Source organism: Bradyrhizobium sp. CB1015 (assembly GCF_025200925.1).
Taxonomy (GTDB): domain Bacteria; phylum Pseudomonadota; class Alphaproteobacteria; order Rhizobiales; family Xanthobacteraceae; genus Bradyrhizobium.
In genome coordinates this window covers 37,054-50,877 of record NZ_CP104174.1, presented here as the reverse complement: position 1 = coordinate 50,877, position 13,824 = coordinate 37,054, and the positions used below count along the sequence as shown (strand labels likewise).

The following is a 13,824-nucleotide window of genomic DNA, read 5'->3' as shown; positions in this document are numbered from 1 at the left end:
CGGCCGGTTCCCGCGAGGTTCCGCGGGCCTTATTCGGCGGCGCCGTCCCTGACGCGCCTGATCCTGGCTGCCCGATGCAGAACGCGCGACAATTCCTCGATCGAATAGGGCTTTTGCACGAGATCGAAGCCGGCAACGCCCTCCTGCGACAGGGCTTGGCTGTAGCCGGTGGTCAGCACGACCGGCACGCCGATGCCGCGGTCGCGGATCGCCTGCGCCAGGTCAAGCCCGGTCATCCCGGGCATTACCACGTCCGAGAACACGACATCGAAGCGGTCTGCGTCCACGACGAGCTCGGCAAGCGCGTCGGTTGCATTGTCGACCAGAGTGATGGTGTAGCCGAGCTCAGTGAGGCCGTCGGCGGCGAAATTGGCCAGCTCGATATTGTCCTCGACCACCAGCACCGACATGCCGCTGCCCGCCACCGCCGGCGCCGTATTGGGAGCCTGGCGCTGCGGCAGCAGGTCCGGCGGCACGCGCGGCAGATAGAGCGAGAAGGTGCTGCCGTGGCCCACCTCGCTCGTCACAGTCACTTCGCCGCCGGACTGTCGGGCGAAGCCGAACACTTGGGACAGGCCAAGGCCGGTGCCGTGGCCGACCTGCTTGGTGGTGAAGAACGGTTCGAAGATGCGCCCGAGCCGCGCGGCGGGAATGCCGACACCGGTGTCGCTGACGGTTACGCGGACGAAGCCATGGTCTGCCGAGGCCTGGCTGGCGGAAAGCTGCGCCAGCGTGTCCGGGACGGACGTCGTGGCCTCGACCTTGAAAATGATTCGTCCTTGGCCTTGCATGGCATCGCGCGCATTGGTCGCCATGTTGATCAGCGCCGTCTCGAACTGGCTGGCATCGGCATTGACGAGGCACAGCTCCGCCGGCAGTTGCATGACGATCTCGATGGCGGGGCCCAGCAGCGTGGCGAGCATGTCGTGCAGCGACTGCACCCGTGCACCGACGTCGAACACCTCCGGCTTGAGCGTCTGGCGCCGCGCAAAGGCGAGCAGCTGCGAGGTCAGCTTGGCCGCACGCGCCACCGAATCCGCAATGGCCGTGATGTAGCGCTGTCGCCGCTCCTCGGTCAGCTGCGGCCGGTTCAAGAGGTCGACCGAAGCGCGGATCACCGTCAGGAGATTGTTGAAGTCGTGCGCGACGCCGCCGGTGAGCTGGCCGAGCGCTTCCAGGCGCTGGCTGTGCTTCAGCGCCTCCTCGGCCTCGCGCCGCTTTGCTGCTTCCGCCTGAAGGTGCTGGGTGCGCCGCAAGGCGAGCGCCAGCAGCAGGAACAGCAGCGCGGTGGCGGGAATGCCGAACACCAGATGCTGGCCGATGGTGGCGAGCCAGCGCGCGCGGATCGCCGAGGTCTCGAGCCCGGCGCTGACATAGATCGGATATTCGGCGACGCGCCGGTAGGCGATGCGCCGCTCGATCCCGTCCGAGGGCCAGGCGACCGTGATGAGGCCGTGCTCGGGCCGGGTCGCGATTTTCTGGCCCACCGGTCCGGTCGGATCGAGCCGAAGCTCGTGGTCGAGCCGGGGAAAATGCGCGAGCATTGCGCCGTCGGTGCGCCCCATCGCGAAGAAGCTGCCGGGATCGGTGCCGATCCTGGCATAGAAGCTTTCGAAATATTCGGGCAGCACCGAGGCCTGGATCACGCCGATGAAGCTGCCGTCGTCGGACTCGCGGCGGCGGCTGACCCCGAAGAAACGGGCACCCTGATAGGGCGGCCGCGGCGTCAGGGCCGTGCCGATGAACGTGCCGATGCTCTGGTCGACATGGGAATAAAAGTAATCGCGGTCGGCAAAGCTCAGGTCCGGCGGCGGCGAGACGAGGCTGTTGACCAGCGCCTTTCCGTTCGCGTCGAAGATCCAGGCCGATTTGAGCTGCGGCAGCGAATCGGTCAGCCGCTTCAGCCGGCGATGCAGCGTCGGCTCCCGGTCGCGGATGATGCCGTCGGGCAGGCCGCGCACGACCTCGTTGAGCTCGGCGATGCTGCGGTCGATGGTCTCGAAGACCTTGAGCGCGTGCTCATGCGCGACATCGACCGTGCGCTCGATCTCGCGGTCGGCGGTATCCTTGGTCGATGTGTAGGAGATCGCGGCGGCGACGGCGAACAGCCCAATCGGCAGCGCCAGGGATGCCGCCATCATCCACTGCAACAGCCTCAGCGAGTTGCGTTGCGCCCTCTGCACAGTCGCTCCGTCCCTGACGGGAGCTTAACTGAATCCCGCGTGAGGAAGGAAGCAGCTTGTGCTGGAACCGCTGGTTGCGAGCCGGAAATTTGCGCGCTGAGCGGGTCAGAGGGAATCCGCTCGAATTGACGGCAAATGCAGCACACCCCGGCCGGTTTGGCCGGGGCGGGAGGGGGAGTACGTCTCAGATCTGCCGTTCGACCATCTTGAGCTTGAGCTCGGCGATGGCTTCGGCCGGGTTGAGCCCCTTCGGGCAGGCCTTGGCGCAGTTCATGATGGTGTGGCAGCGGTAGAGCCGGAACGGGTCCTCGAGATTGTCGAGCCGCTCGCCGGTCGCCTCGTCCCGCGAATCCGAGACCCAGCGGTTGGCCTGGAGCAGCGCGGCAGGGCCGAGGTAGCGCTCGCTGTTCCACCAATAGCTCGGGCAGGAGGTCGAGCAGCAGGCGCAGAGAATGCACTCGTAAAGGCCGTCGAGCTTCTCGCGGTCCTCATGGCTCTGGCGCCATTCCTTCTGCGGCGTCGGCGAGGTCGTCTTCAGCCAGGGCTCGACCGAGGCGTACTGCGCGTAGAAATTGGTGAGGTCAGGGACGAGGTCCTTGACCACCGGCTGGTGCGGCAGCGGGTTGATCTTCACCGCGCCGTCCTTCACGTCGTGCATCGACTTGGTGCAGGCCAGCGTGTTCTGGCCGTCGATGTTCATCGCGCAGGAGCCGCAGACGCCTTCGCGGCAGGAGCGGCGGAAGGTCAGCGAGGGGTCGATGTGGTTCTTGATCCAGATCAGGCCGTCCAGCACCATCGGACCGCAATCATTGGTGTCGACGTAATAGGTGTCGACGCTCGGATTCTTGCCGTCGTCCGGATTCCAGCGATAGACCTTGAACTCGCGGAGCTCGGTCGCGCCCGCGGGCTTCGGCCAGGTCTTGCCGCCGGTGATCTTGGAGTTCTTCGGAAGTGCGAATTCAACCATTGCTCTAACCTTTCGTCATTCCGGGATGGTCCGAAGGACCAGACCCGGAACCTCGAGATTCCGGGTTCGATGCTGCGCATCGCCCCGGAATGACGGCTACTGTTCGATCAATACACACGCGCCTTCGGCGCGATGTACTGCACGTCGTTGGTCATGGTGTAGTTGTGAACCGGGCGATACTCGATCCTGACCTTGCCGGCATCGTCCAGCCAGGCCAGCGTGTGCTTCATCCAGTTCTTGTCATCGCGCTCGGAGAAGTCCTCGCGGGCATGAGCGCCGCGGCTCTCGGTTCGGTTGGCGGCCGAGTTCATCGTCACCACCGCCTGCGAGATCAGGTTGTCGAACTCCAGCGTTTCGACGAGGTCCGAATTCCACACCAGCGAGCGGTCGGAGACGGCGATGTCGGTGATGCCGCTGTGGACCTTCGCGATCAGGTTCTGGCCTTCGCTCAGGACTTCGCCGGTGCGGAACACCGCGCAATTGTTCTGCATCACGTGCTGCATGCCTTCGCGCAGCTTTGCGGTCGGGGTGCCGCCTGAGGCATAGCGGTAATGGTCGAGACGGCCGAGCGCCATCTCGGCCGAGTTGGCCGGCAGCTCGGGCTGCTTGGCGTTGGGCGTGAGCTTTTCGGCGAGGCGCAGCGCGGCGGCGCGGCCGAACACGACGAGGTCGATCAGCGAGTTGGAGCCGAGGCGGTTGGCGCCGTGCACGGAGACGCAGGCGGCTTCGCCGATCGCCATCAGGCCGGGGATCACCGCGTTGTCGTCGCCGTCCTTCTTGGTCAGCACCTCGCCGTGATAATTCGTGGGGATGCCGCCCATGTTGTAGTGCACGGTCGGCACGATCGGGATCGGCTCGCGCGTTACGTCGACATTGGCGAAGATCTTGGCCGATTCCGAGATGCCCGGCAGACGCTCGGCGAGCACGGCGGGATCGAGATGGTCGAGATGCAGGAAGATGTGGTCCTTCTTCTTGCCGACGCCGCGTCCCTCGCGGATCTCGATGGTCATCGCGCGCGAGACCACGTCGCGCGAGGCGAGGTCCTTCGCCGAAGGTGCATAGCGCTCCATAAAGCGCTCGCCCTCGGAATTGACGAGATAGCCGCCTTCGCCGCGCGCACCCTCGGTGACGAGACAGCCCGAGCCGTAGATGCCGGTCGGGTGGAACTGCACGAACTCCATGTCCTGCATCGGCAGGCCGGCGCGCAGCACCATGCCGCCGCCGTCGCCGGTGCAGGTGTGCGCCGAGGTGCAGGACGCATAGGCGCGGCCGTAGCCGCCGGTCGCCAGGATCGTGGTCTGGGCGCGGAAGCGATGCAGCGTGCCGTCGTCGAGCTTGAGCGCGACGACGCCGCGGCAGGTGCCCTGGTCGTCCATGATCAGGTCGATGGCGAAGAACTCGATGAAGAACTCGGCGGCGTGGCGCAGCGACTGGCCGTACATCGTGTGCAGCATGGCGTGGCCGGTGCGGTCGGCGGCGGCGCAGGTGCGCTGCGCTTGGGCCTTGCCGAACTCGGTGGTCATGCCGCCGAACGGACGCTGGTAGATCTTGCCGTCCTCGGTGCGCGAGAACGGCACGCCCCAATGCTCGAGCTCGTAGACCGCGTCGGGCGCGTTGCGCACCATGTATTCGATCGCATCCTGGTCCCCGAGCCAGTCCGACCCCTTCACGGTGTCGTACATGTGCCAGCGCCAGTCGTCCTTGTGCATGTTGCCGAGCGAAGCGGAGATGCCGCCCTGCGCCGCGACCGTGTGCGAACGCGTCGGAAACACTTTTGTGATGCAGGCGGTGCGGAGGCCGGCCTCGCTGCAGCCGACCACCGCGCGCAGGCCGGCGCCGCCGGCGCCGACAACGACGACGTCGTAGGTGTGGTCTTCGATCGGATAGGCTTTTCCGTTGGTGGCGGGAGCGCCGTTGCCCTTGCCATTCGTCTCAGCGGCCATGGGTTACACTCCGGAAGAAAGCTTCAGGATCGCATAGGTCGAGGCGAGCGCCACGGCGACCGAGAAGAAATTGTTGAGCATGATCGCGGTGAGCTTCAGCTTCTCGTTATGGACGTAGTCCTCGATCACCACCTGCATGCCGATCTTCATGTGCCAGGCGCTGGCGAAGATGAAGAGCAGCAGGATCACCGCAACGGGAATGGAGCTCAGGGTCTGCGCCGCGTAGACCTGGTTGCGGCCGAGCAGCATCATGATGATCACCAGCGCGGGGATCATCAGCAGCGTCATGGCGACGCCGGTGATGCGCTGGCGCCAGAAATCGGTCGTGCCGGAATGCGCGGCGCCGAGATTGCGGACGCGCCCGAGCGGCGTGCGCATCGAGGGACGCTTCGGAGAGCCGTGGGATTCGTCAAAGCTCATCGGCCGCCTCCGTTCGCATAGGCGATGATCCAGATCAGCACCGTCAGCGCGACGCCGCCGATCAGGGCGCCCCAGGTCAGCGCTTCGCGCTCATTGGCCTTGAAGCCGTAGCCGAGATCCCAGACGAAATGCCGGATGCCGCTGAGCATATGGTGCATCAGGGCCCAGGTGTAGCCGAACACGATCAGCCGGCCGATGATGCTCCCCGAGAAGGCCTGGACATGGGCATAGGCGGCCGGGCCGGAGGCCGCGGCAACCAGCCACCAGACCAGCAGCAGGGTTCCGAGATAGAGGGCGATACCGGTGGCGCGATGGAGGATGGACAGAGCCATCGTCAGCGTCCATCGATAGGTTTGGATGTGCGGCGAAAGCGGTCGTTCGATCCGTGCGGTCATGGGCGGCTTTTGATGTTTGTTGCGGCCCAGCATGGGGCGCGCGGAGATCGCGAAAGGTCGGCTCTATTTACGAAGTCGATTTGGCCGGCGCAATCACCAAATCGCCATAAACCGAACGCACGTTCAGCTCTTTGGTGTTGATGAACCAAGGCCAATCAAGGTCTTGGTATACCAGAATATCGGTCCGCCAACGAATATCAGAATCGGTATTCATCCTTTCGTTGTGGTCGTATGGCGCATTGAAATCACTATTGGAACGCCTCTAAGCCGTCCCGACGCCGTGTGGCCGTAAGGTGTGAGGGGACGATGCCGGGGGTGAAGCGGCCCGGCTGCCGCCTCAGCGCGGTTCTCGGCACGCGCACCGGTTCACGCGGCGCGGCCGGATATGCGCACCCTGCATTCCACCCCAGCCGGGCCGCGCGACGTGTCGACCAGCTGGATCGGATCGCCTACAGCTACCGTCGCGGGCGGCTCCGAACCTGCGTATCGAGCGGGCAGACCGGGTGCCGGGCAGGTCTGGGGTGATTGCAGGTCTTGAAATCAAGGACATCATCGAGCTAGCGCTGCTGCTGATCGCAACCGGGGCGCTCTCGGGATTCCTGGCCGGCGTGTTCGGCATCGGCGGCGGCGCGATCCTCGTGCCGGTGTTCTACGAATGCTTCCGTCTCGCCGGCGTGCCGCTGGAGGTGCGGATGCCGCTCTGCGTCGGCACCTCACTCGCGGTGATCATCCCGACCTCGATCCGTTCGTTCCAGGCGCATTACAGGCGCGGCGCGGTGGACATAACGATCCTGCGGGTCTGGTGGCTGCCGATCCTGATCGGCGTCGTCTCGGGGAGCGTGGTTGCGCGCTTCGCGCCGGAGCGGCTGTTCAAAATCGTGTTCGTCGCCGTCGCCTGGTCAGCCGCGATCCGCCTGATCTTTGCGCGCGAGGCCTGGAAGCTCGGCAATGACCTGCCGAAGGGCCCGTTGATGCGCGCCTACGGCTTCGGTGTCGGCATCCTCTCGACCTTGATGGGCATCGGCGGCGGCCTGTTCTCGAACCTGTTGATGACGTTCTACAGCCGTCCCATTCATCAGGCGGTCGCGACCTCCTCGGCGCTCGCGGTGCTCATCTCCATCCCCGGCGCACTCGGCTACATCTATGCCGGTTGGCCTGCAGCGGCGAACTATCCGGCTGTCGCGGCGTTGCAAGTGCCATTCGCGCTCGGCTACGTCTCGCTGATCGGCGCCGTGTTGGTGATGCCGATGAGTCTCGTCACGGCGCCGCTCGGCGTGAAAGCCGCACACGCCATGTCGAAGCGCACGCTGGAGATGGCGTTCGGGTGCTATTTGTTGATCGTCGGCAGCCGGTTTGTGTTGAGCTTGGTCGGCGGGCAGTAGCCGGCTTAGGCCGAACCCCACATCGAACATTCCGCTGTCATCGCCGGACTTGATCGGGCGATCCAGTATTCCAGAGACAGCATTGATCGAGCCGAGAGGCCGCAGCGTACTGGATGCCCCGGTCAAGCCGGGGCATCCAGTACACTATGTGGATGCCCGTCACTGCAACGACTGCGGCGAGCCCCTATTTCTTCGCGTAAATATCCTTGTACGTCTCGCGCAGCACGTTCTTCTGCACCTTGCCCATCGTATTGCGCGGCAGCTCGTCGACCACGAAGACCCGCTTCGGCATCTTGAATTTCGCGAGGCGACCGTCGAGGCCCTTCAGCACGGCTGCTTCATCGATGCTCGCGCCGGGCTGACGCACCAGCACCGCCGTGACGCCCTCGCCGAAATCGGCATGCGGCACGCCGATCACGGCGGACTCGACCACGCCGGGCATGGCGTCGATTTCGCTCTCGATTTCCTTCGGGTAGACGTTGAAACCGCCGGAGATGACGAGATCCTTGCCGCGGCCGAGGATGTGCACGTAACCCTTCGCATCGATCTTGCCGAGATCGCCGGTGATGAAGAAGCCGTCGGGCCGGAACTCGGCCTTGGTCTTCTCCGGCATGCGCCAATAGCCCTTGAAGACGTTCGGTCCCTTCACCTCGATCATGCCGATTTCGTCGCGCGGCAGCTCTTTCCCTGTCTCGGGATCGGTCACGCGCACAGAGACGCCCGGCAGCGGAAAGCCGACCGCGCCGGGCACGCGCTCGCCGTCGTATGGATTCGAGGTGTTCATGTTGGTTTCGGTCATGCCGTAGCGCTCGAGCACGGCATGTCCCGTGCGCGCCGACCATTCGCGATGCGTCTCGGCCAAGAGCGGCGCCGAGCCCGAGATGAACAGTCGCATGTGCTTCGTCGTCTCATGCGACAGCGCCGGGTTCTGCAGCAGACGGGTGTAGAAGGTCGGCACGCCCATCAGCACCGTGGCGCGCGCCATCAGCTTGATGATCAGGTCCGGATCGAGCTTCGGCAGGAAGATCATCGATGCGCGCGCGAACAGCGTCACGTTGGTCGCCACGAACAGGCCGTGGGTGTGGTAGATCGGCAGCGCGTGGATCAGGACGTCCTTGTCGGTGAAGCGCCAATAATCGACGAGCGAGAGCGAGTTGGACGCCAGATTGTCGTGCGTCAGCATCGCGCCCTTGGAGCGGCCGGTGGTGCCCGAGGTATAGAGGATCGCGGCGAGATCGTCGCTTTCGCGCGGCACCGTCGTGAATTCCCTGCTCGCCTTGTCGGCGGCCTCCGTCAGCGAGCCCTTGCCGTCAGCCCCGAGCGTCTCGACCTTCGCCTTCACCTTGGCGGCGATCGGCGCGAGCCCCTCCGCCTTGGAGGGATCGCAGACCACGAGCGACGGCTCGGCATCGCCGATGAAGTAGTCGAGCTCGTTCAACGTATAGGCCGTGTTCAGCGGCAGATAGACCGCGCCGGCGCGCACCGTGCCGAGATAGAGCACGATGTTGGCGACCGACTTCTCCACCTGCACCGCGACGCGGTCGCCGGGTTTCACGCCGCGGGCGACCAGCACGTTGGCCATCTGGCCCGCACGCGCGATCAGATCGCCATAGCTGATATGGGCGCCGTCATGCGTCTCGATCGCGAGCCGCTTCGGATCGGCGAGGCCGTCGAACAGGCGGGAAAACAGGTTGGCGTTGGCAGCTTGGTTCATGCAACATTCCTCGCCGGCTTGAGGCCGGTCAAAACCGAGGGCTGGATTAGCAAAAACCGCCCCGATGAAGCAACGGAGACAGTTTGCATGTCAAAAAACGGGAAACGCGTGGCCTGGGTCACGGGCGGTGGCAGCGGGATCGGGGAGGCCGGTGCCGAGGCGTTAGCTGCCGACGGCTGGACGGTGGTGGTCTCGGGCCGGCGGCAGTCAGCCCTCGATGCCGTGGTGGCGAACATCACCAGGGCCGGTGGGGCGGCCGAGGCCATTGCGCTTGACGTCTCCAACGCGGCCGCAGCCCAGAAGGCGGCCGACCAGATCGTCGCGAAGCACGGCCGCATCGACCTGCTCGTCAACAATGCCGGCATCAACGTCCCTAAGCGCAGCTGGAAGGACATGGAGTTGGAGGGCTGGGACAAGCTGGTCCAGGTCAATCTCAACGGTGTGCTCTATTGTATGCGCGCCGTGCTGCCGACGATGCGCAAGCAGCAGGACGGTTCCATCATCAACGTCTCGTCCTGGGCCGGCCGCCATGTCTCGAAGATGCCGGGCCCGGCCTACACCACCACCAAGCATGCGGTGCTGGCGCTGACCCATTCCTTCAACATGGACGAATGCGTCAACGGCCTGCGCGCCTGCTGCCTGATGCCGGGCGAGGTGGCGACGCCGATCCTGAAGCTGCGTCCGGTGGTGCCGAGCGAGGCGGAGCAGGCGAAGATGCTGCAATCCGAAGACCTCGGCCGCACCATCGCCTTCATCGCGAGCATGCCGGCCAGAGTCTGCATCAACGAAGTGCTGATCAGCCCGACGCATAATCGCGGATTCATTCAGACCCCGAACAACAGGGAATGAGACGTAGTTCGTAGCCCGGATGGAGCGAAGCGCAATCCGGGACAGTTCGATCCCCGCACGAGAATCCCGGATTACGCTACGCTCCATCCGGGCTACGCACCGTCATTGCGAGCGAAGCGAAGCAATCCAGGAATGCGTCCGCGGAGACAGTCTGGATTGCTTCGTCGCAAGGCTCCTCGCAATGACGGCGAATGGACCCCACGAACATCCCCGCCGATAGTTTCACCCATCACAAAGAATTTTTCCTCGAAACCGCCCCGCAAACCCTCCCGTAGTTCGGTCCAACGACGGCACTGCTGCATCACCCTCAACTGTCGCAGGCGCCGTTGTTGCCCCAACTCAACGCCGGCCATCGCCGGTCTCAATTCAATCGGGAGACTCTCTCATGTCGAAGCGCATTGCCTATCTCGCTGCCGCCGCCTTCAGCGCCCTGGCCATCACCGCGACCGTCGTCGCGCCTGCAAGCGCAGAGGAAAAGACCGTCATGGTCGGCGGCGCCGCGATGTTCCCCTCGAAGAACATCGTCCAGAACGCGGTCAACTCCAAGGACCACACCACGCTGGTGGCGGCGGTGAAGGCCGCCGGCCTGGTGCCGACGCTGGAAAGCAAGGGCCCGTTCACGGTGTTCGCGCCGACCAACGCCGCCTTCGGCAAGCTGCCGGCCGGCACCGTCGACAACCTGGTCAAGCCCGAGAACAAGGCGACGCTCACCAAGATCCTCACCTACCATGTCGTGCCCGGCAAGCTCGAAGCCTCCGACCTCACCGACGGCAAGAAGCTGAAGACCGCCGAAGGCGAGGAGCTGACGGTCAAGAAGATGGACGGCAAGGTCTGGATCGTCGACGCCAAGGGCGGCACCTCGATGGTGACGATCTCCAACGTCAACCAGTCCAACGGCGTGATCCATGTGGTCGACACCGTGCTGATGCCGGCGTCGTAACACCGCGCGATCCTGTTTCATCCCCGAACAGGATGGTTTCAGACCGCGAGCCGGGGATACCCGGCTCGCTTTTTTGTGACCACAATAGCCCGACGGCATCGATTCGATGGCGGACGGGATGTAACGAAAGCCGAAACACCGCCGTATAATTGCTGTCACACGACCTCAGGATGGAACCCGCCATGGCGAGCCTCACAGTCACCGACGAGCAGGTCACGGCTACCAAGTCCAAAGTGATCCAGCCGGCCTGGGTGCGGGTCATGCATTGGGTCAACGCTTTCGCCATGATCCTGATGATCCTGTCGGGCTGGCAGATCTACAATGCCTCGCCGCTGTTCGGCTTCAGTTTTCCGCGCGAATACACACTGGGCGGCTGGCTCGGCGGCGGCCTGCTCTGGCACTTCGCCGCGATGTGGCTGTTGATGATCAACGGCCTCGCCTATCTCGTCACCGGCTTTGCCACCGGCCGCTTCCGCAAGAAGCTGCTGCCGATCACGCCATCGGGCGTGCTCCACGACGTCAGGGCTGCGCTGACGTTCAAGCTCGGCCATGACGATCTCACCGTCTACAATTACGTGCAGCGCCTGCTCTATGCCGGCATCATCGTGGTCGGCGTGCTGATCGTGCTGTCGGGCCTTGCGATATGGAAGCCCGTGCAGCTCTATTATCTTGTGATGCTGTTCGGCGATTATCCGGCCGCGCGCTATGTCCACTTCTTCTGCATGGCCGCGATCTGCGCGTTTCTGGTCGTTCACGTCTTGCTTGCGCTGCTCGTGCCGAAGAGTCTGCGCGCGATGATCATCGGTCGCTAGAGCATGATCCGGAAAAGTGTGAAGCGGTTTTCCGACAAGATCATGCTCAAAATGGATATGTGAGGAGAACATGGCCAAACGTCCGTTCCTGATCCCCGGCGTCGACAAGCGGCTGCTGATCAAGGATTCCATCAAGACCATGCCCGACCTCGCCCGGCGCCGCTTCATCGCGGGCGGCGCCAGTCTGGGTGCGCTGACGCTGCTCACCGGTTGCGACGTGATCGATTCGTCCTCGGCCGAGACCATGCTGGCGAAGGTCTCGAAGTTCAATGACGCGGTGCAGGCCTGGATGTTCAATCCCGACGCGCTGGCGCCGACCTTCCCCGAAAGCGCGATCACCAAGCCGTTCCCGTTCAACGCCTATTACGATCTCGACGACGCGCCCGAGGTCTCGGCCGCAGACTGGAAGCTCGAGGTGCGCGGCCGCGTCGACAACAAGAAGTCCTGGACGCTGGAGGAGCTCTACAAGCTCCCGCAGGTGACGCAGATCACCCGCCACATCTGCGTCGAGGGCTGGAGCGCGATCGGCAGCTGGACCGGCACGCCCTTGCGCGATTTCCTGAAACTGGTCGGCGCCGATACACGCGCGAATTATGTCTGGTTCCAGTGCGCCGACAAGGACGGCTACAACTCCCCGCTGGACATGCGCAGCGCGCTGCATCCGCAGACGCAGATGACGTTCAAATACGCAAACGAAATCCTGCCGCGCGCCTACGGCTTCCCGATGAAGATCCGCGTGCCGACCAAGCTCGGCTTCAAGAACCCGAAATACGTGGTCTCGATGGAAGTCACCAACGACTACAAGGGCGGCTATTGGGAAGACCAGGGGTATAATTCGTTCAGTGGGAGCTGAATAAGGCGAATGGCGAATCGGGAGTAGCGAATAGGGAAGCAGTGAAGCCAATCCGCTCTCGACTCGCCATTCGCTATTCGCCATTCGCCGCTTTCGGCCCCACCTTGCGCTGGCACAACGCCGCGACCGCCCCGAGCGCCAGCAGCGCCGCCGATAAATTGAGTGCATACGACAGGCTCCCCAGCGCATCGGTGATCGCGCCGACCACGATCGGCCCCAGCGTCTGGCCGACGCCGAACGAGATCGTCATCGCCGCGATCGCGGTCGGCCACACTTCGGGAGGATAGTTGAAGCGCACGAAGGCGGTGGTCGAGCCGACCACGGCGAAAAAGGCGACGCCGAACACGATCGCCGAGATCGCGAGCCAGGCCGGCGAATGCCCGAGCATCGGCAGGGCTGCGCCCAGCGCGTTGGTGCCGAGGATGATCGCGGTGGCGAGCCCGCCGCGATCGAGCGCCAGCACGCCGCGCCAGGCCCAGGGCGTCACGAAGGCGGATAGGCCGATCAGGCTCCAGAACGCCGCCTGCGCCGCGGCCCCGCCGCCGCCGTCGCGCACATAGGCGATCATGAAGGTCATGTAGGCGATGTAGCCGGCGCCGAACAGGAAATAGCCGGCCAGATAAATCAGCACCGGCAGGATCGCGAACGAGGTGTGGCTGCCTTCGGAGAAGCGTGCGCCGCTCTCGATGCGGATCAGAAACAGCGGCACGGTCATTGCGACAGACAGTAGCGTCAGCGCCCACCAGACGATCCACCACGAGCCCGGCCCGAAATATTGCAACGTGAACGGGGCGATCAGCCCCGAGGACAGAATGCCGATGCCGGGCCCGGCATAGAACAAGCTCAGCAGGAAATTGGCCCGGTTCGGACGCGACTGGGCGATGGTGGCGGCAAGCGCGCCGCCGGCGACGAAGCCGGCCGCTGCGCCCAGGCCGAGCACCAGGCGCGCCAGGCTCAGCGCCACGAAATTGCCGGTCAGTGCGCAAGTCGCAAGCGCGGCGACGCAGGCGAGGGTTCCGCCGCGGATCGCGGCGGCCCAGCCGACGCGCTGGATCAGGCGGGACGCCACCAGCGCGCCCACGAGATAGCCGACGGCGTTGATCGTGTTCATGAAACCGGCCGCCGAGTAGGACCAGCCGAGGGTCTCGCGCATGTCGGGCAGCACCAGCGCATAGGCAAAGCGGCCGATGCCGAGCCCGACCGTCGCTGCCAGCGACAGTGTCAGGATCAGCCGCGCGGGATGTGCGTCGGGCAGGGCGCGGTCAGGTGCGTGCAAGGGGATACTCCGGCCCGCCCAGTGTGGCAGGCCCTGCCCGCCTTGCACAGCCGCACCCCGGCAATGGTGTCTTGCCAAGCACGCAACGCC

The 13,824-nt window shown here is 64.6% G+C and carries 12 protein-coding genes; 5 read left to right on the top strand and 7 right to left on the bottom strand.

The genetic code is table 11. The annotated features are described in order from the left end of the window. Positions 1-29 precede the first annotated feature (29 nt). The 5 genes from N2604_RS00215 to sdhC form a co-directional block, all read right to left on the bottom strand. Positions 30-2,183 (bottom strand): hybrid sensor histidine kinase/response regulator, encoded by a 2,154-nt coding sequence (locus tag N2604_RS00215; RefSeq protein ID WP_260373295.1) that lies wholly within the window; start codon positions 2,181-2,183, stop codon positions 30-32. Between the two features lie 184 nt (positions 2,184-2,367). After that, a complete protein-coding gene (locus tag N2604_RS00210) occupies positions 2,368-3,150 on the bottom strand; it encodes a succinate dehydrogenase iron-sulfur subunit (RefSeq protein WP_260373294.1) in 783 nt (260 codons plus the stop codon). Between the two features lie 107 nt (positions 3,151-3,257). After that, entirely contained in the window at positions 3,258-5,093 is a 1,836-nt protein-coding gene (gene sdhA, locus N2604_RS00205) for a succinate dehydrogenase flavoprotein subunit (RefSeq protein ID WP_260373293.1), read from the bottom strand. Positions 5,094-5,096: 3 nt separating this feature from the next. Beyond that, complete coding sequence (gene sdhD, locus N2604_RS00200) at positions 5,097-5,513, bottom strand: succinate dehydrogenase, hydrophobic membrane anchor protein (protein ID WP_246504571.1); 417 nt, start codon at positions 5,511-5,513, stop codon at positions 5,097-5,099. Then, complete coding sequence (sdhC, locus tag N2604_RS00195) at positions 5,510-5,908, bottom strand: succinate dehydrogenase, cytochrome b556 subunit (protein ID WP_260373292.1); 399 nt, start codon at positions 5,906-5,908, stop codon at positions 5,510-5,512. Before sdhC ends, sdhD begins: the two co-directional genes overlap by 4 nt. A 521-nt stretch (positions 5,909-6,429) precedes the next feature. Between sdhC and N2604_RS00190 the strand changes: the two genes are divergently transcribed. Then, positions 6,430-7,290 carry a sulfite exporter TauE/SafE family protein gene (locus N2604_RS00190; RefSeq protein WP_260373291.1) on the top strand — a complete coding sequence of 287 codons (861 nt, stop codon included), beginning with the start codon at positions 6,430-6,432 and terminating at the stop codon, positions 7,288-7,290. 184 nt (positions 7,291-7,474) lie between these two features. Here N2604_RS00190 and N2604_RS00185 read toward each other — a convergent pair whose 3' ends face one another. Further along, on the bottom strand, positions 7,475-9,004 hold the full coding sequence (locus N2604_RS00185) for a malonyl-CoA synthase (RefSeq protein WP_260373290.1): 1,530 nt from the start codon (positions 9,002-9,004) through the stop codon (positions 7,475-7,477). A gap of 87 nt (positions 9,005-9,091) precedes the next feature. On the opposite strand from N2604_RS00185, the gene N2604_RS00180 reads away from it, so the two are divergent. From N2604_RS00180 to N2604_RS00165, 4 genes are all read left to right on the top strand, one after another. After that, on the top strand, positions 9,092-9,853 hold the full coding sequence (locus N2604_RS00180) for an SDR family oxidoreductase (protein WP_260373289.1): 762 nt from the start codon (positions 9,092-9,094) through the stop codon (positions 9,851-9,853). A gap of 385 nt (positions 9,854-10,238) precedes the next feature. Next, entirely contained in the window at positions 10,239-10,793 is a 555-nt protein-coding gene (locus N2604_RS00175; protein WP_260373288.1) for a fasciclin domain-containing protein, read from the top strand. 182 nt (positions 10,794-10,975) lie between these two features. Then, a complete protein-coding gene (locus tag N2604_RS00170) occupies positions 10,976-11,605 on the top strand; it encodes a cytochrome b/b6 domain-containing protein (RefSeq protein WP_260373287.1) in 630 nt (209 codons plus the stop codon). A gap of 70 nt (positions 11,606-11,675) precedes the next feature. Further along, positions 11,676-12,458, top strand: coding sequence for a molybdopterin-binding protein (locus N2604_RS00165; RefSeq protein ID WP_260373286.1), 783 nt, complete (start codon positions 11,676-11,678; stop codon positions 12,456-12,458). A 73-nt stretch (positions 12,459-12,531) separates the two neighbouring features. Here the strand turns inward: N2604_RS00165 and N2604_RS00160 are convergent, their stop codons facing one another. Further along, positions 12,532-13,734, bottom strand: coding sequence for an MFS transporter (locus N2604_RS00160; RefSeq protein ID WP_260373285.1), 1,203 nt, complete (start codon positions 13,732-13,734; stop codon positions 12,532-12,534). Between the last annotated feature and the right edge of the window lie 90 nt (positions 13,735-13,824).